General features: G+C 57.4%; 23 protein-coding genes. 10 read left to right on the forward strand and 13 right to left on the reverse strand.

Annotated features, from left to right (window positions below; translation table 11 throughout):
• Positions 1-45: 45 nt before the first annotated feature.
• The 6 genes from AAC620_RS04755 (at position 46) to AAC620_RS04780 (ending at position 5,547) form a co-directional block, all read left to right on the forward strand.
• Entirely contained in the window at positions 46-969 is a 924-nt protein-coding gene (locus AAC620_RS04755) for a carbohydrate kinase family protein (protein ID WP_340243613.1), read from the forward strand.
• A 3-nt stretch (positions 970-972) separates the two neighbouring features.
• Complete coding sequence (gene dtd / locus AAC620_RS04760) at positions 973-1,431, forward strand: D-aminoacyl-tRNA deacylase (protein WP_340243037.1); 459 nt, start codon at positions 973-975, stop codon at positions 1,429-1,431.
• A gap of 109 nt (positions 1,432-1,540) precedes the next feature.
• Positions 1,541-2,968 (forward strand): circularly permuted type 2 ATP-grasp protein, encoded by a 1,428-nt coding sequence (locus AAC620_RS04765; RefSeq protein WP_340243039.1) that lies wholly within the window; start codon positions 1,541-1,543, stop codon positions 2,966-2,968.
• Positions 2,969-2,990: 22 nt separating this feature from the next.
• Positions 2,991-3,932 (forward strand): alpha-E domain-containing protein, encoded by a 942-nt coding sequence (locus AAC620_RS04770; protein ID WP_317655954.1) that lies wholly within the window; start codon positions 2,991-2,993, stop codon positions 3,930-3,932.
• A gap of 7 nt (positions 3,933-3,939) precedes the next feature.
• Positions 3,940-4,743: a transglutaminase family protein gene (locus tag AAC620_RS04775; protein ID WP_340243041.1), complete on the forward strand. Its 804-nt coding sequence runs from the start codon at positions 3,940-3,942 to the stop codon at positions 4,741-4,743.
• Between the two features lie 60 nt (positions 4,744-4,803).
• Positions 4,804-5,547: a proteasome-type protease gene (locus AAC620_RS04780; protein WP_340243042.1), complete on the forward strand. Its 744-nt coding sequence runs from the start codon at positions 4,804-4,806 to the stop codon at positions 5,545-5,547.
• Here the strand turns inward: AAC620_RS04780 and AAC620_RS04785 are convergent.
• On the reverse strand, positions 5,537-6,694 hold the full coding sequence (locus AAC620_RS04785) for an FAD-dependent monooxygenase (protein ID WP_340243044.1): 1,158 nt from the start codon (positions 6,692-6,694) through the stop codon (positions 5,537-5,539). The genes AAC620_RS04780 and AAC620_RS04785 overlap by 11 nt on opposite strands.
• Positions 6,695-6,772: 78 nt before the next feature.
• A complete protein-coding gene (gene dksA / locus AAC620_RS04790) occupies positions 6,773-7,195 on the reverse strand; it encodes an RNA polymerase-binding protein DksA (protein WP_317656682.1) in 423 nt (140 codons plus the stop codon).
• 355 nt (positions 7,196-7,550) lie between these two features.
• On the opposite strand from dksA, the gene AAC620_RS04795 reads away from it, so the two are divergent.
• The 4 genes from AAC620_RS04795 to AAC620_RS04810 are packed head-to-tail and all read left to right on the forward strand — an operon-like array spanning position 7,551 to position 10,342.
• Complete coding sequence (locus tag AAC620_RS04795; RefSeq protein WP_340243045.1) at positions 7,551-7,997, forward strand: GNAT family N-acetyltransferase; 447 nt, start codon at positions 7,551-7,553, stop codon at positions 7,995-7,997.
• 49 nt (positions 7,998-8,046) lie between these two features.
• Entirely contained in the window at positions 8,047-9,390 is a 1,344-nt protein-coding gene (locus AAC620_RS04800) for a DUF2927 domain-containing protein (RefSeq protein WP_340243047.1), read from the forward strand.
• A 22-nt stretch (positions 9,391-9,412) separates the two neighbouring features.
• On the forward strand, positions 9,413-9,586 hold the full coding sequence (locus AAC620_RS04805; protein WP_317655964.1) for a hypothetical protein: 174 nt from the start codon (positions 9,413-9,415) through the stop codon (positions 9,584-9,586).
• 57 nt (positions 9,587-9,643) lie between these two features.
• Positions 9,644-10,342, forward strand: a complete 699-nt coding sequence (locus tag AAC620_RS04810; RefSeq protein WP_340243050.1) for a M48 family metallopeptidase — start codon at positions 9,644-9,646, stop codon at positions 10,340-10,342.
• On the opposite strand, the gene AAC620_RS04815 is transcribed toward AAC620_RS04810, so the two are convergent.
• From AAC620_RS04815 to AAC620_RS04865, 11 genes are all read right to left on the reverse strand, one after another.
• On the reverse strand, positions 10,339-10,884 hold the full coding sequence (locus tag AAC620_RS04815) for an RSP_2648 family PIN domain-containing protein (RefSeq protein WP_340243052.1): 546 nt from the start codon (positions 10,882-10,884) through the stop codon (positions 10,339-10,341). The genes AAC620_RS04810 and AAC620_RS04815 overlap by 4 nt on opposite strands.
• Positions 10,881-12,089, reverse strand: a complete 1,209-nt coding sequence (locus AAC620_RS04820; RefSeq protein ID WP_340243054.1) for an RSP_2647 family RNA methyltransferase — start codon at positions 12,087-12,089, stop codon at positions 10,881-10,883. Before AAC620_RS04820 ends, AAC620_RS04815 begins: the two co-directional genes overlap by 4 nt.
• A 46-nt stretch (positions 12,090-12,135) precedes the next feature.
• A complete protein-coding gene (locus AAC620_RS04825; RefSeq protein WP_340243056.1) occupies positions 12,136-12,810 on the reverse strand; it encodes a DUF6778 family protein in 675 nt (224 codons plus the stop codon).
• A 195-nt stretch (positions 12,811-13,005) separates the two neighbouring features.
• Positions 13,006-13,179 carry an RSP_7527 family protein gene (locus AAC620_RS04830; protein ID WP_340243058.1) on the reverse strand — a complete coding sequence of 58 codons (174 nt, stop codon included), beginning with the start codon at positions 13,177-13,179 and terminating at the stop codon, positions 13,006-13,008.
• Between the two features lie 126 nt (positions 13,180-13,305).
• Entirely contained in the window at positions 13,306-14,034 is a 729-nt protein-coding gene (locus AAC620_RS04835) for a FliM/FliN family flagellar motor switch protein (RefSeq protein ID WP_340243060.1), read from the reverse strand.
• A complete protein-coding gene (locus tag AAC620_RS04840) occupies positions 14,027-14,392 on the reverse strand; it encodes a hypothetical protein (RefSeq protein ID WP_340243062.1) in 366 nt (121 codons plus the stop codon). The genes AAC620_RS04835 and AAC620_RS04840 overlap by 8 nt, the downstream gene beginning before the upstream one ends.
• Positions 14,393-14,462: 70 nt before the next feature.
• Entirely contained in the window at positions 14,463-17,147 is a 2,685-nt protein-coding gene (locus tag AAC620_RS04845) for an ATP-binding protein (protein ID WP_340243064.1), read from the reverse strand.
• The gene (locus tag AAC620_RS04850; RefSeq protein WP_317655976.1) at positions 17,147-17,482 is read right to left on the reverse strand and encodes a hypothetical protein; all 336 of its coding nucleotides are present in this window, start codon (positions 17,480-17,482) and stop codon (positions 17,147-17,149) included. Before AAC620_RS04850 ends, AAC620_RS04845 begins: the two co-directional genes overlap by 1 nt.
• Positions 17,483-17,887, reverse strand: a complete 405-nt coding sequence (locus AAC620_RS04855; protein ID WP_317655977.1) for a response regulator transcription factor — start codon at positions 17,885-17,887, stop codon at positions 17,483-17,485.
• Positions 17,888-18,000: 113 nt separating this feature from the next.
• A complete protein-coding gene (locus AAC620_RS04860; protein ID WP_340243068.1) occupies positions 18,001-19,356 on the reverse strand; it encodes a short-chain fatty acyl-CoA regulator family protein in 1,356 nt (451 codons plus the stop codon).
• 64 nt (positions 19,357-19,420) lie between these two features.
• Positions 19,421-19,702 carry a hypothetical protein gene (locus AAC620_RS04865; RefSeq protein ID WP_340243069.1) on the reverse strand — a complete coding sequence of 94 codons (282 nt, stop codon included), beginning with the start codon at positions 19,700-19,702 and terminating at the stop codon, positions 19,421-19,423.
• Positions 19,703-19,704: the final 2 nt, after the last annotated feature.

Here is a 19,704-nt window from a genome sequence, read left to right on the forward strand (position 1 = left end):
CGCAAAGCGCGGCGGGGATACGTCACATTTGGAAAGGCCTACGCCATGCTGCTGTGCTGTGGTGAATCTTTGATTGATATGTTGCCACGCGAAACCCGTGCAGGCGAAGCCGCCTTTGCACCTTACTCAGGCGGCGCAGTTCTCAACACGGCGATTGCCGCAGCGCGCTTGGGACAAAAGACTGCGATGCTGACGGGCCTATCCCGTGATCTTTTCGGGCAGATTTTAGAAGGGCATTTGGCGGGCAATCATGTGGACACAAGCCTGTGCTTGCTCAGCGACCGCCCTACGACCTTGGCCTTTGTGACGTTGAAAGATGGCCACGCCACCTATGCGTTTTACGATGAAAACACCGCAGGGCGCATGATCTCTCCCGCTGACCTGCCCGCCTCTTTGGAGGGGATCACGGCGCTGTTCTTTGGGGGCATATCCTTGGCCGTAGAGCCCTGCGCAGATACCTATGAGACACTCTGCCTCCGCGAGGCAGCCCGTCTGCCTGTCATGATCGACCCAAATATTCGACCTAGCTTTATCGCGGACGCGGCCCGCTATCGCGCACGACTGGCGCGGATGTTGGCCGTGGCTGACATCATAAAGCTGTCAGATGAGGATCTTGCATGGCTGAGCAATAACAGCTCAGAGGCAGAGGCCGTGGGTGATCTTTTAACGGCGGGCGCGAAACTTGTGCTGATCACAAAAGGGGCCGATGGGGTTACCGCTTATTCGGCAGATGGGCAGCTGACCCATCCCGTGATCCCCGCCACGGTTGTGGATACTGTGGGCGCGGGCGATACGTTTAACGCAGGCATCCTGACGGGCTTGGCCGAAGCAGGATATCTGAGCAAAGCGGCGCTTGCAGCCCCCTTGCCACAAGATGTTCTAAATGCCGCGCTTGATCTGGGCGTGCGGGCCGCCGCCGTAACTGTCGCACGAGCGGGCGCGAACCCGCCACTGCGCGCCGAGATTTAACCGATGCGCGCCTTGCTTCAACGGGTAAGTGAGGCTGCCGTCCGTGTGGATGGGGAAACGATTGGGCAATGCGGCGCAGGCCTTTTGATCTTGATCTGCGCAATGCGCGGTGACACCGCAGCGCAGGCCGAACATTTGACCCAAAAGATCGCCAAAATGCGCATCTTCAAGGATGAGGCGGGCAAGATGAACCGCGCACTTGTGGACATAGGCGGCGCGGCACTGGTGGTCAGCCAATTTACCCTTGCCGCCGATACGCGCACAGGCAACAGGCCAGGGTTTTCGCAGGCCGCAGACCCTGAGACGGGGCGTGCCCTATACGAACATTTCGCGCAAAGCCTTGCCGCGCTTGGCCCCAAAGTTGAGACGGGACAGTTTGGTGCAGATATGAAAGTTTCACTGATCAATGACGGCCCCGTTACCATTTGGCTCGATACTGAGGCATCTGCGCCTAAAAATTAGGCAGTTGAGCCAAAGTTAACCATTGCCCCCCAAGCTGCAGGGCGATGCGCCCTAGCCCAGACCCCGATATCGCGCCACCGATAGGGGAACTGGTATTGGGTAAGCGTAGATGGAAAACCCCACCCCCTTTTTTGATGAAATGCTCGGCCCTGATAACGGGGCGCGCCCGCCTTACGAGGCCTATCATAGATGGTTCGAGGGCGAAGATCGCCGCGACCTGATCCGCAAATCGGGCGAGGCTGAGCGGTTCTTCCGCCGCACGGGCATCACCTTCAACGTTTATGGTGCCGCTGATGCAGATGAACGTCTGATCCCGTTTGACATCGTGCCGCGTATCATCTCTGGCCGAGAATGGGCGCGTCTGACGCGCGGCATCGAACAGCGCGTTCGCGCCATCAACGCCTTTTTGCACGATATATACCACCGGCAAGAAATCATCCGCGCAGGCCGCATTCCGATTGAGCTGATTGCCAAAAACGATGCGTTCCTCAAGGCTATGATCGGGCTAGAACCACCGGGCGGCGTTTACACGCATATCGTGGGAATTGATCTGGTGCGCGTGGCCGAGGATCAATTCTATGTGCTTGAGGACAATGCACGCACCCCATCGGGCGTGTCCTATATGCTCGAAAACCGCGAAACCATGCTTCAGATGTTCCCCGAACTGTTCGGGCGCATTAAGGTGCGCGGCGTTGGGGATTATCCACTTGCTTTGCGGCGTTCGCTTGGCGCTTCGATGCCGCGCCATGCCTCAGGCGATGGGGCTGTGGCCGTGCTGACACCGGGCATTCATAATTCCGCTTATTTTGAACACGCGTTTTTGGCCGACCATATGGGGGTCGAATTGGTCGAGGGCAGCGATTTGCGCGTTGTGGATGGTAAAATCGCCATGCGCACCACGCGCGCCTACAAACCGATTGATGTCCTTTATCGGCGTGTCGATGATGATTTCCTTGATCCGCTCAGCTTTAACCCTGACAGCTTGCTTGGTGTGCCAGGGATTATGGATGTTTATCGCGCAGGCGGCATCACCATTGCCAACGCGCCTGGAACAGGGATTGCCGATGATAAGGCGATCTATTCCTACATGCCCGAGATTGTCGAATTCTATACGGGCGAAAAGCCGCTTTTGGAAAATGTGCCGACTTGGCGGTGCTCTGAGGCGGACGCATTGGCCTATGTGCTAGACCATCTCGATGAATTGGTGGTCAAAGAGGTGCATGGGTCGGGCGGCTATGGAATGCTTGTTGGGCCTGCCGCCTCGAAAAAGGAATTGGCAGCGTTTCGCGCCAAGCTGAAATCACGGCCCGCGAATTACATCGCACAACCGACCTTGGCGCTTTCGACAGTGCCCATCCTGACCAAAGCGGGGCTTGCCCCTCGCCATGTCGATCTGCGCCCCTTCGTCTTGGTCAGCCCCAATGGCATCGAAATCACCCCCGGCGGACTGACGCGCGTGGCGCTGAAGAAAGGCTCACTCGTGGTGAATTCCAGCCAAGGGGGCGGGACGAAAGACACATGGGTTCTGGAAGAATGAGCGCGCATAGGGGGCAACGGCCATGTTAGGCAAAACCGCGGGCGGATTGTTTTGGATGTTCCGCCATTTAGAGCGCGCCGAGAACACGACCCGTCTGATTGAGACGGGCCTGCGCATTGCGCTGACACGGCCAGATCGTTCCAATGACGAATGGCAAAGCCTGCTGAAAACAGCCGCCGCAGAGCAGTTGTTTTTCACCAAATACGAGACGGCTGATGCAGCCAATGTCGTGGATTTTCTATTGCGGGATGCGACCAATCCGTCATCTGTGCAATCAAGCATGGCCCAAGCCCGCCAAAACGCCCGCATGGTGCGCACCGCCCTCACCCGCGAGGTCTGGGAAGCAGTCAATGACACCTATATGCAATTGCGCAGCACCCTTGCCCGCCCCGCCACAGATAAAAACCTACCCGATACGATTGCCTTGGTGCGACAGCAATCCGCACTGGTGCGCGGCGCCTTGCACGGGTCGATGCTGCGCAATGATGTTTTCGATTTCGCGCGGCTTGGCACATTCCTAGAACGCGCCGATAACACCGCACGTATTTTGGATGTGAAATACTATGTCCTGCTGCCCTCTATCAGCCAAATCGGGTCAAACCTTGATAACGTGCAATGGGAAACGATCCTGCGCGCGGTGGCGGGTCAACGCGCCTATTCTTGGTTGACCCAAGGGGCGGTCACACCCAAAGGCATCGCAGACTTTCTCATCTTTGACGGGCGCATGCCCCGCAGCCTGAAATTCGCACTTGGTAAATTGCAAAGTAATCTGGGCTACCTTGAGGCGGAATATGGCAGCACCCTGCCCTGCCACGCGATGGCAGCACGGCTCAATGCGCGGCTTTGCACAAGCAGCATCGACCAAGTCTTTGAGGAAGGATTGCATGAGTTCATCCTGACCTTTTTGCAGGACTTAGCGGCACTTGGCCGCCAGATCGAAACCGATTACCGTTTTATCGGATGAGGTGCTTATGCGATTAAAACTGTCCCACCGCACAAGCTATGGTTTTGACACTGCGCCCTCTTACGGGCTTCAGCAATTGCGACTGACGCCGCAAAACACGCCTGCGCAATCTGTGCAGGATTGGCAAATGCAGGTGACGGGTGGCACAGTGGAATGCAGTTATCTTGACCATAACCAAAACCTTGTAACGCTGATTTCTTTTGCCCCTGATGCACAAGCGGTTGAGGTCACTTGCACAGGCGAGATCGAAACAAACGAGGTTGCGGGCGTGCATGGGGCCCATCGTGGACTTGTCCCCCTATGGGTGTTTTTACAGCCCTCCGATCTGACCCGTGCGGGCAATGGGACGCGCAAACTGACCGCGGGGCTTAGGGATGCCAAACTCAGCGATATTGAACGACTGCACACCCTGTCTGCCCGTATCCTAGAGGCTGTCCCCTATGCCATTGGCCCCACCCATGCAGGCAGCAGCGCCGAAGAAGCCATAGAGGCAGGCAGCGGTGTCTGTCAGGATCACGCCCATATTTTCATCTCAGCCGCCCGCCTTTTGGGATACCCCGCGCGCTATGTCTCGGGCTATTTGATGATGGAAGACCGCATCCACCAAGACGCAAGCCATGCTTGGGCAGAGGCCCATATTGAGGGGTTGGGATGGGTTGGTTTTGACGTCTCAAACGGCATCAGCCCAGATACGCGTTATGTGCGCGTGGCCTCGGGTGTCGATTACCGCGAAGCGGCCCCCATCATTGGCCTGCGCTACGGCGCGGGAGACGAGCGGCTTTCAGTAGATATTCAGGTTCAACAGCAATAATAAAGACAAGGCGCGATTCTCGAGCTCGCGCAAAAATACAGGTGAAAGACAGCCCCCGATATGACCTATTGCGTTGGTTTGAAACTGAATTCTGGCCTTGTGTTCATGTCAGACACGCGCACGAATGCGGGCGTGGATAACATATCGACCTTCCGCAAAATGTTCACATGGGAAGGCCCGGGCGAGCGAAGCATCACCCTGATGACCGCGGGCAATTTGGCAACAACACAAGCGGTGATCAGCCTCTTGAATGAACGCGCCAAACCCGCCGAAGATCGGGGGAACCCCTCGATCCTCGAAGCGCCTTCGATGTTTCAGGTCGCCAAATTGGTCGGGGAAACCTTGCGCGAGGTGATCAAAACACAATCAGGCCAAGATGGGCCTGAGGCAGAGGCAACCTTTTCCGCAACCATAATATTGGGCGGCCAGATCAAAGGCGCCCCCCCGCGCCTGTTCCTAATTTATCCTGAGGGCAATTTCATCGAGGCCAGCGATGACACGCCATTCTTTCAGATTGGCGAGACGAAATATGGCCGCCCCATTTTGGTGCGTGCCTTTGACCCCGAAATGAGTTTTGAGGATGCGGTCAAGCTTTTGATGGTGAGTTTTGACTCGACCATTAAGGCCAATCTTTCGGTCAACCTGCCGCTTGATCTTCATGTCTATACCGCAGACAGCTTGAAGCATGGAACAATAACACGGATCGAAAAAGATGATCCGTATTTCAACGTAATTTCAATGGGTTGGGGTGATGCGCTAAAGCATGCGTTTAACAGCCTACCCCCCTATAGCTTTACGACTTAGTCGGATCAAATCCGTAAATCCACTCAAAGCGTTGCGCCAACAGATGCGGCGCGTAGCGCGTTACCATGCGTAGCCCTGTATGCGCAGCCACCCGCAACAGGCTTGGCCGCATATGATAATGGTCTGCATTGTCCGAGGCCGCCTGAACAATCCGCGCGGTGCGGGGGCGGCGCAGCGCCTCATATTCAGCCAAAGCCCCGGTTAGATCATGCGTATCGGACAGGCGCGCGGCCAAAATCCAAGCATCCTCTAACGCCATATTGGCCCCTTGCGCGAGGAAGGGAAGCGTTGGATGCGCTGCATCCCCCAAAAGAACCATCTGGCCATTTTGCCAGTTGCGCGCGACCGGATGGCGAAACAACCCCCATTGATAGCATTCCGTCACGCGGGCTAAATAGGCACGCGCCTCGGGGCAAAAATCACCAAATCGGCCCGTCAGCTGTGCAGGATCGCCCCGCTCCGACCACGAGTCCTTAACCCACTGGTCATGTTCCTCAACCGCCACGATATTGATCAATGTCCCGCCCCGAAGCGGATAGATCACCATATGGCGGGCAGGCCCCATAAACACCTGCACATCGCGCAACGCATCGCCCTGTTGCGCCTCAATCACCGCGCGCCACGCTACTTGGCCCGTGAAAAACGGATGCCCACGCGGCTCAAGATGGGTGCGGATGCGGGAATGCAATCCGTCTGCCCCGACAATCACATCCGCAGTTTCGCGCTGACCATCGGCCAAGATCACATCACGCCCCTCGACCCCTGTCACAGCCGCGCCAAGGGTGATCTCAACCCCAAGATCACGGGCACGACTGGCCAAAATCTCGATCAAATCCGCCCGATGGACATAGTGATATGGGCGTCCATGACCGGATAAGGGCACACGCGCCACCGCCGCCCCTTTGCGAAAATCGCGCAGATATACGGCATTGGCGCGGGGGGATATCGCGCTGATCTCTTCGGCCAGCCCAAGGCCTGCTAACGTGGCCATCCCATTGGGGCTAAGTTGAAGCCCTGCCCCAAAGGCGCGGATTTCCTCGGCCTGTTCTAGCACGCGCACCGAAGCGCCGCGTTGCGCAAGGCAGCAGGCCGCAGCCAAGCCACCAACACCTGCCCCAACCACCAAAATACTGCGCCCGATAAGCATGCTCAGCCTCGCACCCGTCAAAGAAAAAAGGCATCCGAAAAGATGCCTTTTTTAATCTTATAAACTCGCTGCGCGCAATCAATCGTCCCGATGGACTTTTTCGCGGCGCTCATGGCGCTCTTGTGCTTCAAGCGTCATGGTCGCAATCGGGCGCGCATCCAGACGTTTAAGGCTGATCGGGTCGCCTGTGACCTCGCAATAGCCATATTCGCCCTCTTCGATACGGCGCAAAGCAGCATCAATCTTCGTGATCAGCTTGCGCTGACGATCGCGGGTGCGCAATTCAAGCGCGCGGTCTGTTTCCTCACTCGCGCGATCCGCAACATCAGGGATGCTGCGCGTGCCATCTTGCAGCGCGGTGACAGTTGTGCGGCTTTCATCAAGCAGATCAGCTTTCCAGTTGAGCAGTTTCCTGCGGAAATACTCTAACTGTCGCTCATTCATAAACGGCTCGTCCTCGGCGGGACGATAGTCTTCTGGAAGAAAGGTCTCAGCTTTCATCTCGTTCCCCTCAGCGGCGGCTGACCCGATTTTTGATTTTACATCAGACGTCATTTTACCACCTCGGGCTCCGCTTACAGGATGGCGTGGGTAATGTCACCCACCTAAAGACGGTTTTTCCGCTCAAAATCACCTGAACGGATCGGCACGCGCCTAGGCCCTATTATAAAACCGTTTCTAACTGCGCCTCAAATCGCTTTGGACTGGCGAATGGCCCCAATTCGGCTTGGCCCGCGCAATTTGTCGCGGCTATAATGCCTTAGGGATTATCACCCAGAACAACACCAGTTTTCGCCAAATTTGCGACAGAATCTGTGGATACATCCGCAACAGCAATTGGTAGTCGGAGTAACATATGCCCAGATCAATCGATATTTTGCCCTTGCGCCCTGAAGACCGGGGCGCGTGGGAGGGGCTGTGGAAGGCCTATCTCGCATTCTACGAAACCACCCTCGCCGAGGCGGTGATTGATCTCAGCTTTACCCGCTACAGCACCCCTGCGCATAGCGATATGATGGCATGGTTGGCATGGCAGGATGGGCGCGCGATTGGTTTGGTTCATGTCATCTCTCACGCTCACGGGTGGAAGGCCGAACCCGTAACATATCTGCAAGATCTGTTTGTCGCCCCTGATGCACGCGGGCAGGGTATCGGGGCCGCTTTGATTGATCATGTCTGCGCCGATGCCGCAGCGGCAGGGCGGCCTTCGGTATATTGGCTGACACAAAGCCACAATGCGACCGCGCGGCGGCTTTATGATCGCGTGGCAACGGATACGGGCTTTGTTAAATATGCGAAATAAATTAAACCGCGCTTTTGGCCTTTTGGCGCTGCTCACGCTGTGCGCCTGCATGGCCGATATGCCGCGCGATGATGCGGCGGCGCGTCTTGCGCCCGCATTGGACACATCCACATCTGATCTGCCAAGTTTTGGTGCGCCAAACCCAATCCGTTTTTCGCGCAGCAACCAATCCTTAGCTGAAGATTTCATGGCCCTCAGTTTTGTTTTGGAATCGGGGCGGCAAATCCCACGGATCAGCCGTTTTGAAGGGCCGATTACGGTGGCCCTTGCGCCCTCCGCCCCACCTGCATTGGAGGGGGAGCTGTCGCGCCTGCTGACCCGTCTGCGCACCGAAGCGGGGATTGCGATCAGCGCAACCGCCTATCGCACGAACAGCCCCGCAAAAATCACAATCGAGGCCCTGCCCGCCGAACGCATTGCGGCTGCCGTGCCTCAAGCGGCCTGTTTTGTCGTGCCCAATGCCAGCACATGGCAAGAATTCATCCGCCAACGAGGGCGCGTCACCTCCGATTGGGCGAGCCTCACCACCCGAAACCGCGCGGCTATTTTCCTGCCCGCCGATGCCAGCCTGCAAGAAATGCGTGATTGCCTCCACGAAGAATTGGGGCAGGCTTTGGGGCCATTGAACGACCTATATGACCTGACCGACAGTGTCTTTAACGATGACAATTTTCATGCGGTGCTCACCACGACCGATATGATGTTTCTGCGGATCTTCAATGACCCGTCCTTGCAAAGCGGCATGGGTCAGGCCGATGTCGCCGCGCGCCTGCCCGCGATTTTGGGGCGGATCAACCCGACAGGTGGTGTTGTTTCCAGCATCAATCTGGCCAACCGCGACAATCGGGCATGGTCAAATGCCATCGGTCGCGCGCTTGGCCCGAATATGCCCGAAGGACAGCGCCTTGAACACGCGCAAGCGGCGCTCAACATTGCGCAACGCTCAAACATGCGCGATGCGCGTTTGGGATTTAGCTATTATGCCTTGGGTCGGATTGCCTTGGCCCGCGACCCTGATCGTGCCGCAGTCGCCTTTGCATCGGCGCTAGATATATATCAACGTCTGCCCAACACCGATGTGCAGCGCGCCCATATCGCGATGCAAATCGGGGCCTTGGCCCTTGCGCGTGGGGATATGACCGCAGCACTTTTGCAAAGCACAATCGCCCTTCCCATTGCGCGGCGCAGTGAAAATGCCCATCTCTTGGCAAGCCTTTCAATGCTGCGCGCAACAGCACTCGAAGGATTGGGGCGCGGGTCTGAGGCACAGAGATCACGGCTTGAAGCCTACGCATGGGGCCGCTATGGGTTTGCGGATCGCAGCCTGATGCAAATTCGTTTGGGCGAAATCGCAAATCTCGCTCCAAACGCAACTCAAGCCGCGCGCAATTAAGACGAGAAAAGGACAGCTTCGCATGATCCCCTTGCCCGCACTTCTTGGCCTTTTGGGCGGCATTGCCCTCGGCCTCTTTATGGCCTTTCGCAAAAAGGGCAATAAGCTAGACCTCTTGCATTATGGCGCGGTCTGCGGGCTGATCGGGTTCACTTTGGGCTATTTTGTGATGTTGGTCGTGCCTGCCCCCGTTTAGGCAACCCTTGCATAAGCACCCCTTGTCCGAGGCGCAGGGCCGCGCCATATCAGCCTTATGTTGAAGCTGACCCCGATCCTTTTGGCCATTGGCTATGCGCTGCTCAGTTACCAGTTCTCAAGCTGGCGACTGAAGCGAGAGCTTGACGAACGCTCAACCCGTCTGGTCGATCCGCGACTGCGCGAAATCTCTAAGCGGATGGCCAAGGTGCTCGACCTTGAGGATATTCCTGTCCATCTCTACGAGGTTGATGCCATCAATGGGCTTGCAGCACCAGATGGGCGCATTTTCATTACCCGTGGTTTTTATCAAAAATATCGCGCGGGCGAAGTCACTGCCGAAGAGCTGGCCTCGGTGATCGCGCATGAATTGGGCCATGTCTCACTGGGTCACACCAAGCGGCGGATGATTGATTTTTCGGGTCAAAATGCAATCCGTGTTGCCCTCAGCAGCCTTTTGGGGCGGTTGATCCCCGTTGCGGCGGTGGGGATTTGGGTCGCCAATATCCTGACCTCTCTTTTGGCCGCGCGCCTAAGCCGTGCCGATGAATACGAGGCGGATGCCTATGCCGCCTCATTATTGACGGCAAGCGGCATCGGGACAGAGCCGCAAAAATCGCTCTTTCGGAAACTCGAAGCCCTGTCTGGCGGAGGATTGCGCGGGGGGGCGGCGTGGCTGATGAGCCATCCAAGCACGGCTGATCGGATCAAAGCCATCGAAACCCTCGAAGATAAATGGCGCGGGCAAATCCGCTAATCTGCAAGGCGTTTCGCCAATTTTGGCAGGCGCGCGCGCTTTAGCATTTTGCGCAGATTAGATGGCGCCTCGCGCAAATCATTCATGCGCGCCAGAACGCCCGCGCAAATTTTGGCCACCAAGTCAGGTTCCTGCGCCCAGATATCGCACAGGTAGCTGTCAGGATGGAGGGCCACGATATCATGGCCCGCCAATTCAGCCCGAGGAAAATCGCGCAGGTTAAAGGTCAAAATGGCTTCGGCCTTTCCCGTGATAGCGGTGGCCAACACATGAATATCAGCACGATCAGGCAGGTAAAGCCGCGCTTCTATCTCAGAATCCGCCTCGATGACGGCAGCGGGGAAATTGGCGCGCAACAGCGCAATTTCGCCGCGTGCAATCATACCCCCCTCAGGCCCAAGATTACGCTCTGCGGCACGGGCCCATTCCTCGAGAATGCGATCGGACCAAAGCGGCGTCATCTGCCCTGCCTGCGCAAGCCCCATCAAACAGTCGCGCAGAACCGTGGGGTATAGCACACAGGCATCCAGACAAAGCCTCATGGCATCAGGCGGAAGGCCAAAGCCTTCAGATAGCCTGTTGCAGTCAAACTTGGATGTTGCGGATGATCAGGCCCCGCGAAGCCCGTATAGATCAATCGCGCCTCACGCCCCGCGCGCCCGATGCCGCGCAAACACGCGGCGCGGAATTTTTCCAGATCCGCCGCGTGCGAACAAGAGCATAGGATCAGAACACCCCCCTCAGCCACCAAGGGGGCTGACAAACGTGCAACGCGTTCATAGGCGCGCAGGCCTTTTTCCAAAGCGGGCTTGGATGGCGCAAATGCGGGTGGATCGGCCACGACAAGATCAAACTGCGCAGCCTCGCCTGCCAAGGCCTCAAGAACGTCAAAAGCATCCCCTTGGCGGGTGGAAAATCGCGCCTCGGCCCCCATGGCCTTGGCCCCTTGCGTTGCCAGATCAAGCGCCGCTTGCGAGGCATCAACCGACAGGGCCGAGCGCGCACCCGCGGCCAGACTTGCCAAGGCAAACCCGCCGACATGCGAGAATACATCCAAAACCCGTGCATCCTTGGCCAATTGCGCAGCAAAGGCATGGTTGGGGCGTTGGTCGTAAAAGAGACCAGTCTTTTGCCCCCCCATCACATCGGCCATATAGGTGGCCCCGTTCATGACCACCGGCAATGGCCCGGAAATCGGTGCGCCAGAAAGCTGCACCATCTCCTCGGGAAGGTTTTCCGCGGCGCGCGCGCGGGACGTGCCGTTCTTGATCAGCGTTTCAGCGCCCGTCACATGGCGCAAAGCGGTGGCGATCTCCTCAATCCGATCTTCTAGCCAAATCGCATTGGGTTGGATCACCAAACAGTCGCCAAAGCGGTCAACGATCAAACCTGGCAACCCATCCCCCTCGGCATGGATCAGGCGGTAATAGGGGGCGGGATAGATCTTGTGGCGCAGGTCATGAGCTGCTTGGATCTTTGCCTGCAGCCACGCAGAATCTATCACGACATCCACGCGGCGCTCCAAAACCCGAAAAGCAATCTTCGCCTCAGGTGTCGCGATGCCAAGGGCCAGCGGATTGCGCTCGGCATCCTCTAGAATGGCAAGACTGCCTGCCGCAATCGCGCGGCTGCGGCGATCAAGCACCAGATCATCGGCCCAAGCCCAAGGGTGACCAAAGCGGATGGCACGCGCATCGGCCTTGGGACGCAGACGCAAAACGGGAAGGGGCGAAGGTTTATGTGTCATGCCCCGCCTTTAGCTCAGAATACCGCGCCCTGAAAGAGGGGCGAGATTAGAATGTGACGCCCGATGGGGCCACAGGTAGTCGGAATTCGGAAATCATCCAATCATGCATCCGCGCCTCGATGCGCGCACGCTGGGTCAAACCCATCGCTTCGGCTTCCACGGCGCGCCGTCCGCCATAAGCGGCAAAGGTCAGATCCCGTGATGCGGGGCCATATACCAAGGCACCCGTTGTCGCGTCATAAAGCGAAAAGGTGAATTCGATCTCATGCTCACCGCCAAACGTGCTGCGCACCAAGGGTGTCTGGGCATGAAAGAACGACACGTTGAGTTGCAAAACCACGTCACGGCTGCCCTCAAAGGCAGACAGAAGCCCGCGCATAGGCCGCTCTAGAATGTCACGCACTTGGGCATAGCGATCCCCATAGGGCTCATCCTGCCACAAAAGTTCGACATTGGGTTTCATGGTATTTGCTTCAGAGGTGCTGAGACTGCGCGGCACATTCACGCGCACATCTGTGATCCTCCAGCCCCGCTCGCGCATCAACGCCGCAAGGGTGGGTTGGGTTTGTGCCGATGGGTTTGAAACATTTCCGGCAACATCGAAAAAGGTGGATGTGTCAAAGGCGTTGGTCGCTTCGCGGGTTACTGTCCCGTTCGAGACACAGGCCGAAGCCGAGAGCGCGACGGCAACAAGGCCTAATGCGGTTTTCAATCGTGACATATCTTCCCCCATTCTGGGTTTCTTCTCTATCGCAGTGGCCAAGATAGGCGCAGATGCGACTCAAGAATTGTGCTCGTTTTCAGCACCAATGACCCATAAATGAGGCGGAAATAAGAAAGCCTCGGCACATTGCCGAGGCTATTCTTGATCTCAAACCCCTGCGCGCAAGGGCCGCGCGAGGCGAGGGCCGTAAAATTAGGCCAAATGCGCCGCTTGTTTGCCACCCAATTTTGCGGCAGCGCGGAAGGGGGCGCCAAGTGCGTTAAAGAGTGCGCCAAAGATTTCTTTCATCGCTTCAGCGCGCAAACGGCGGGCTTCAAGCTCTACACGGCGAACATCAGCGAAAGAATAAACAGAAGCAGTTGTCATTTCATTTCTCCTCTATGGCTGTCACATCAGCCTTTCTGCTATGCAGCATATGGGACAGCATGGGTGACTTACCACTGCCGATTTGATCATCCCGCCATGCGCCAGACGCATAGCTTATTCAAAAGCCTATGCGCCTGGCGGCAAAGGTGCAGCTTCCATCGCAAGCGGTGTTGGTATCTCAGGCAGGTCAACCGCAGGCGGTGCTGCTGCAGGCGGCGGCGCAAGCCCTCCAGTCGCGCGCATCGTAATTTCTTTGCCAAGGCGCACGGCGCGCATGCCTGACTTTTGTCCCAACCGACCGCGCAACACGGCCCGCCCTGTCACATCCTCAAGCCGTATTTCGGTCAATGTTGCATCTGTAAACGGCAGCACAGTGCCGACAGACAGCCCCTCAACCTCAACAAAAGGCAGTTTGCGGCGCATCAAAATGGCCTCAAGCGAAACGCTAGCCTCGCCAATTGCAGCGCCCCATGCAGCGCGCCATTTCTGCCGCTCTGCCTCGGTGAATTTGCGCAGCTTTTTAGGGGCTTGGGCCACGGCATCGGCGCGCCCAATGACAGGCAGGATCAACGCGATCTGCCCCGATTTCACCCCGCCGCCCAACTCAAGGCTTAATTTCCACATGTGATAATCCCGCTCCTCCAAAATCAAAGGCAAGCGATGACGTTCTTCTACAGGTTCCCCCAAAGACAGACGCAACGGCCAATCGCGGGCTTGGAAATCGCCGAATTCCCGCGCGCAGCCTGCCAAAAGCAGGTCGATAAAATCGCGCACCAACACGATATCAACCCGCGTCACGGGGCGGGCGGGGCCTGTTTGCGCCTCAACACGGCCCGTTGTCTGCACCTCAACCATGGCATCGACAAACGTCTGAGGACAGCGCCACCGCGCCGTAAATCATAGCTTCTCCTGCACCAGTTTGCTCAGGCACTTGCCCCTCGAGAAGGGCGACAAACCCGTCTGTGGGCATGACCGCGCCCAAATCCCCTAGATCGCGCCCCCAATGAAAGGTCGAGTCCAACGCATTCGGGGAAAGTGTGCCGTAACTGTCGCCCGCTGCAATCAAGGCCCGCTGCACCCCACGGATCACACGCGCCTCTTGCCGCGGATCTGGCGGGGTCGTGGCACTGGCCTGCCGCGGCAGATCACGGCCCAGCATTTTGGACAGGATCCGCGTATGATCGGATCGATTTTTTGAAATGCCCTCTGTCATCCTGCGCGCTTTCTGCCCCCAAATTCATCGGCCTTTCGGGGATCATAGCCGCGCAAAGGTTGAGCAAAGTTTAAGCCGCGCGCGCCTCCGCTTTGGGAAGGCGCACCAAAAACACGGCTCCGCCCTCTGAAGGCACATAGTGCAGCCCCCCGCCAAGGCGCTGCATGATCTCGCGGCTGATGGCCAAACCCAACCCCGCGCCTCGCGCGGGGCGCGTGCCATCAAGGCGCACGAATTTCTCGAAAATCAAACTTCTCTGGCGTTCAGGAATGCCTGCGCCATTATCGGCAAATTCCACCTCAAGATGTCGTGCTGTCTCGCGCAGGGTGATGGTGAGGCGCGGGGCCTCTGCCTCGCAATATTTCTGGGCGTTCGAAATCAAATTGATAAAGACCTGAGCCAAACGATCTGCGTCCGTGTTCAGACGAAAGCCCGCCTCCTCCGTCCCGTTGTAAATGATCTCAAGGCGATGGCTTTCCTCAAGGGCGGCGGTGGCATTGATCGCCCGCTCTAAGACCCGCGCGAGATGCACCTCACTGGGGTTCAGAGAGACATGGCCATTCTCGAGAACGGATAAATCCAGCAGATCATCCAAAAGCCGTGTCAGACGGCGGCTTTCATCATGGATGATCTTAGAGAACCGCGCCCGCGCCGCGTCATCCAAACCGTCAGATTGCATCAGGATTTCAGAAAACGCGCGAATTGAGGTCATAGGCGTGCGCAATTCATGGCTGATCTGCGATAGAAACGCATCTTTTTGCACAGAGAGTTCCGTCAGCTTTTGGTTCACCTCACGCAAGCGCGCCGCGGTGCGGGCCAATTCCGCCGATTGCGCCTCAAGTTTCGATGAATATTCCATGATCTGCGCGGTCTCATCGGCCACAGCCAGAAGGTCTTGCACCGACACGCCTGCGCCGCCCGTAATTTGCCCGACCATCGCATGGGCTGTTGCAGCACCAACAGACCCCGCCAGTTCCCGTTCAAGGCGCTCCAGAAAATCGGGGGTTGGATCGGGTAATTCACTGTCCCGCCCCTGCGCGCGGGCCGCCTGCCCAAACAGACGCGCAGCACGCCCTGCCCCTAAAATACGCCGCGCCATGATCAAAAGATCATCAGCCGTGCCCTGCGCCGCCTGCCACCCCGATGGGGCATGGGTATAGTCAAACACTTTGACAAATTGCGCGCCCTGCAAGCGCTCTAGCGGGGACGGGAAGCTTGCCAAAGACACCACGATAAACACAACCGTGTTCAGCCCCAAAGACAGCACCATCGCCGTCAAGAGCGGGTCTGTTCCAGCCATGCCAAGGAAATTATTGGGGCGCAGCCATTGCACCCCCATTGGCCCCAAGGTCAGCACATCATGCAGCAACTCACCCGCAAAGGCATTTGGCAGCAACAGAAGCCACGCCCATACGGCAAAGCCCGTCAAAATGCCCGCCCCTGCCCCAAGCCGCGTGGCCCCGCGCCAGAATATGCCCCCTGCCAGCGCAGGCAAAACCTGCGCCACACCCAAAAAGGCAATCAATCCCATTGCGGCCAAAGCCTCGGTTCCGCCAGAGAGGCGGTAATAGGCAAGGCCCAGCGCCATGATCCCAAGGATCGAAAACCGCCGCGCCATCAGCGCCACGCGGCGCATATCGCCAGACATCGGATCATCGTGGCGCGTGGCGCGCAGCCAGACAGGCATAATAATATGGTTCGACAACATCGTAGCCAAGGCCAAGGCCGCCACAATAACCATTGAGGTGGCGGCAGAGAACCCGCCCAAAAACGCAAGCAGGGCTAGGAATTCGCGCCCTTGCGACAAAGGCAGGGTCAGAACGAACAAATCAGGGTTCGCGCCTTGCGGCATTTCTTGCAGGCCAGCCACAGCAATTGGCACCACGAAAATCGAAATCAGCAGCATATAAAGCGGGAAGGCCCAAGCCGCCGTTGCCAGATGTCGCTCGTCAGAGTTTTCAACGACCAAGACCTGAAACATCCGCGGCAGGCACAAAATCGCGGCGCCCGATAACAGTGTTAAACCGACCCAACGCGCGCCATTGGACGAAATCGAGGCAAGCGGGCTTGCATCGATCCGCGCCAACATATCCATCGGGCCAGAAGCCACGCCCCAGACCACGAAGACGCCCACAGCGATCAGGGCGAATAACTTGACGATGGCCTCTAGGGCAATAGCGGAAACCAGACCCGGGTGACGCTCGTTCACATCCAAAGAGCGCGTCCCAAACACGATAGTAAAGAGCGCAAGCCCCCCCGCAACCCATATAGCCATCAGGCCTGTATCCATCTCGCGCCCTGAATTTGGCGTGATAAAGGCAGAGAAAGACAGCGTCACCGATTGCATCTGCAAGGCGATATAGGGCGTTGCCCCGATCACCATGAGGATGGTCACAATCGCAGCCAATCCCCCCGATTTCCCATATCGAGACGAGATCATATCCGCGATAGATGTGATCCTTTGCGTGCGACCAATGCGCACCAATTTTCGCAAGATCCAAAACCATCCGATGAAGACCAAGGTCGGGCCAAGATAGATCGTTATATACTCAAGCCCTGATCGCGCGGCAGACCCGACCGCGCCGTAAAATGTCCATGCGGTGGTGTAGATCGACAATGACAGCGTATAGGTCACAGGGGATTGCAGCCAACGCGCTTTGCCCTCGGCTGCGCGTTTCTCCGCCCAAAAAGCCGCGCCAAAAAGCCCCACCACATACAGAACCGCAACCGCGACCAACCCGTCAAAGGACAGCATCACCCCTCCCCCGATGCTGGATCGGCCGCAGGGTCTGGGAGGTCTGCGGAGGCATCTTCGCGCTCAATCTGGCGCAGCGCGCGCGACAGAATATAGGTGATCACAATCAAGATTGTCCAAACCGCGAAAAAATAGACAAGCCAGAATGATATCCCCCCTGCCAGTTGCTCGCGCGGGGTGAGGATGAAGGCGGGGCCAAAGAACAACAATCCCCCAAAGACAGGCATCAAAGCAGCCGCATCACGCAGGCGATTCTTGCGATAGCTTTCGCGTTCAAGAAACAAATGCCTGCGCGCAGGTGGCGCCGCGCGGGACGTGTCGCGTGGGGGGCTCATTTAGGCCGATCCTTTTTGCACGGCTGATTTTGCCCCGCGTTCGTCCAAAATTTGGGTCAAAAGCTGCAACATTTCGGAATTGGAAAAGGGTTTGGTCAAATAGGCATCCGCCCCCAACCCAAGCGCCGTCTCGCGATCCTTGGCTTGGCCTTTTGCGGTCAGCATGACCACAGGCAATGCCTCCGTGCTCGGATCAGCGCGCAGGTCACGCAGAATATCCAAGCCCGATCTGCCAGGCAGCATGACATCTAATACGATCAGATCAGGGCCATAGCGTTTGACCTCCTCCACGGCGGTGGCCCCATTGCCGTGGCTGCGCACCTCCATTCCAGCACGCGAGAGGATGAACGTGATGGCCTCAAGAATATTGGCCTCATCCTCAACCAGCAAAATGCGGTTCGTCATGATGTCCCTCCCCAAAGCAGATATGGGCTTGGCATTTGCGCCTTCTGTCCCACGCTGCTTTTCCTATGGAATCCCCGCGACACCGCTTTTGTCAATCTTTCTGCATCAAGCCCCTAGGCCAGAACAGAAGGCACGCGGCGCGCGGCACAGGCGTCACGCGGGCAAACATGACAACCAGACCCGATGGGAAGCGCGGTTTGCGGCAAGGCATTCTCAGCGTCCTGCAAAGGACGTAGAAGCATCGTTGCATTCAAAATTGGCGCGGCTGCAAACCCCGCACCGCCGCGTGGTTGCGCCACCGCCCATGCATGATAGGCCAAACCGTTAGGCAATTCCAAAACCCCATCCGTTGGCATCATTGGGCGCGACAGCACGGTATATAGCGGCCATAAGGGGCAGCCCGCCCCAAAGCGCGGGATCGAAAACCCCGTGATACGTTTGCGGAACATCAGCGCGCCCGAAGCATCGCAAATCGCAAGTCCAAATTCAGGCATATCAGGGTCAGGCGGCAGCGTGGCCAAGCGGCGCAAGATCAAGGCCACATCCCCCTGCCCCAGATGCAGCAATTGAGACGGGTTATAGCCCGCCGATTTGGCGGCAGATTGAAACTGCGCCAAGGGAAGTCGCGCAGCATCTTGCGCATAGGCCTGCAACATAGCACGCGCCAAATCTCGCGATGTGCGATCCTCCATCCCAGCAGCGCGCGCAATCACCGCGTCTATCGCGTCCACGCCATGCGCCTCAATCGCCGCAAAATGATGCCCTGCCGCGTCAAACATGGCCTCAACCGTTTCTTGCGCTGTTGAGCTTGCGCCATCATTTGTATCACCTTGTTGCTCGAAATGGCTGAGCATTTGCGTGGCCCGCAACGATAGGCGTTCTGCCTCTTCGTTTAGGTTACGATGAAAGCGGGCACGCCATTGCGTTTCGAGATCAGGCTCGCGCACCAAAATATCAGCGGTCGAACGGATTGCCGCAACGCTTGAGAGGATCTCATGCATGGCTTCAGCCAAAACGGGGTCATTGGCCAATCGATCCTGCAAACTGTCAATCATCGCCTCAAGTGCGGTGATCCGTTTTTGCTGTTGGGTCAGAACCCCCGACCATCCCGGAAAGCGGCCAGACAATTCATCTATGCGATCCAATTCTGGCTCAGCCAAAAGGTTCGGGCGCAAATCTGTCGCGGCCTTGTGCAGCGCGTCAAAAACCGTTGCGTCCGCGCCTGATGACAGGGCGGTCGGCTCGACCGATAGGGCGCGGGCAATATCGACCAATAATTTACCGCCAATTCGGCGGCGGCCATGCTCAATCAGATTGAGATAACTGGGCGAAATCTCGACCGCTTTCGCCAAATCAGCCTGCCGCATCCCCAAAGCACTGCGGCGTTGACGGATACGACTGCCTGTTAGCGCGCTGCTTGAAGGCAGGGCGGCGGTTTTCGTTGTAGGGGGCAGGTCAGCATGGCTCATAATCCCTGCTTATCGCAAGTTGGCCGGCCTTGTAAAAGAATTTACTAACCGCCTCTCGCCTGCCTTACTGGTTGCAGATCATGCGCCCTTCTTCGGTGAGGATTGGCAGCAAAGTGGTTTCGACCACGCCATTATAGAGATACCAGTAACAGTTATCTTCCATCAGACGCACGCGGGCAATGTCTTGCCCATCCGCCGCCAACTCGACCAAAGCCTCTGGCAATTCAACCAAATAGCCCTCGTCATCCACAGGCGGGCTTGTGACGCAACCGGTCAAAAACGCGGCCATCGCCACGGCCCCTGCTGCAAATCGCAGATTTGATCCGGTGAAGTTCAGTATCATCACGA

It is taken from the genome of Roseobacter sp. HKCCA2468 (assembly GCF_037805105.1).
Classification (GTDB): domain Bacteria; phylum Pseudomonadota; class Alphaproteobacteria; order Rhodobacterales; family Rhodobacteraceae; genus M30B80.

Excerpts from the sequence above, each read along its gene's own strand:
- AAC620_RS04755 (WP_340243613.1), top strand. The coding sequence starts at position 46 with ATGCTGCTGTGCTGTGGTGAATCTTTGATTGATATGTTGCCACGCGAA.
- dtd (WP_340243037.1), top strand. The coding sequence starts at position 973 with ATGCGCGCCTTGCTTCAACGGGTAAGTGAGGCTGCCGTCCGTGTGGAT.
- AAC620_RS04765 (WP_340243039.1), top strand. The coding sequence starts at position 1,541 with ATGGAAAACCCCACCCCCTTTTTTGATGAAATGCTCGGCCCTGATAAC.
- AAC620_RS04770 (WP_317655954.1), top strand. The coding sequence starts at position 2,991 with ATGTTAGGCAAAACCGCGGGCGGATTGTTTTGGATGTTCCGCCATTTA.
- AAC620_RS04775 (WP_340243041.1), top strand. The coding sequence starts at position 3,940 with ATGCGATTAAAACTGTCCCACCGCACAAGCTATGGTTTTGACACTGCG.
- AAC620_RS04780 (WP_340243042.1), top strand. The coding sequence starts at position 4,804 with ATGACCTATTGCGTTGGTTTGAAACTGAATTCTGGCCTTGTGTTCATG.
- AAC620_RS04785 (WP_340243044.1), bottom strand. The coding sequence starts at position 6,694 with ATGCTTATCGGGCGCAGTATTTTGGTGGTTGGGGCAGGTGTTGGTGGC.
- dksA (WP_317656682.1), bottom strand. The coding sequence starts at position 7,195 with ATGAAAGCTGAGACCTTTCTTCCAGAAGACTATCGTCCCGCCGAGGAC.
- AAC620_RS04795 (WP_340243045.1), top strand. The coding sequence starts at position 7,551 with ATGCCCAGATCAATCGATATTTTGCCCTTGCGCCCTGAAGACCGGGGC.
- AAC620_RS04800 (WP_340243047.1), top strand. The coding sequence starts at position 8,047 with ATGGCCGATATGCCGCGCGATGATGCGGCGGCGCGTCTTGCGCCCGCA.
- AAC620_RS04805 (WP_317655964.1), top strand. The coding sequence starts at position 9,413 with ATGATCCCCTTGCCCGCACTTCTTGGCCTTTTGGGCGGCATTGCCCTC.
- AAC620_RS04810 (WP_340243050.1), top strand. The coding sequence starts at position 9,644 with ATGTTGAAGCTGACCCCGATCCTTTTGGCCATTGGCTATGCGCTGCTC.
- AAC620_RS04815 (WP_340243052.1), bottom strand. The coding sequence starts at position 10,884 with ATGAGGCTTTGTCTGGATGCCTGTGTGCTATACCCCACGGTTCTGCGC.
- AAC620_RS04820 (WP_340243054.1), bottom strand. The coding sequence starts at position 12,089 with ATGACACATAAACCTTCGCCCCTTCCCGTTTTGCGTCTGCGTCCCAAG.
- AAC620_RS04825 (WP_340243056.1), bottom strand. The coding sequence starts at position 12,810 with ATGTCACGATTGAAAACCGCATTAGGCCTTGTTGCCGTCGCGCTCTCG.
- AAC620_RS04830 (WP_340243058.1), bottom strand. The coding sequence starts at position 13,179 with ATGACAACTGCTTCTGTTTATTCTTTCGCTGATGTTCGCCGTGTAGAG.
- AAC620_RS04835 (WP_340243060.1), bottom strand. The coding sequence starts at position 14,034 with ATGGTTGAGGTGCAGACAACGGGCCGTGTTGAGGCGCAAACAGGCCCC.
- AAC620_RS04840 (WP_340243062.1), bottom strand. The coding sequence starts at position 14,392 with ATGACAGAGGGCATTTCAAAAAATCGATCCGATCATACGCGGATCCTG.
- AAC620_RS04845 (WP_340243064.1), bottom strand. The coding sequence starts at position 17,147 with ATGCTGTCCTTTGACGGGTTGGTCGCGGTTGCGGTTCTGTATGTGGTG.
- AAC620_RS04850 (WP_317655976.1), bottom strand. The coding sequence starts at position 17,482 with ATGAGCCCCCCACGCGACACGTCCCGCGCGGCGCCACCTGCGCGCAGG.
- AAC620_RS04855 (WP_317655977.1), bottom strand. The coding sequence starts at position 17,887 with ATGACGAACCGCATTTTGCTGGTTGAGGATGAGGCCAATATTCTTGAG.
- AAC620_RS04860 (WP_340243068.1), bottom strand. The coding sequence starts at position 19,356 with ATGAGCCATGCTGACCTGCCCCCTACAACGAAAACCGCCGCCCTGCCT.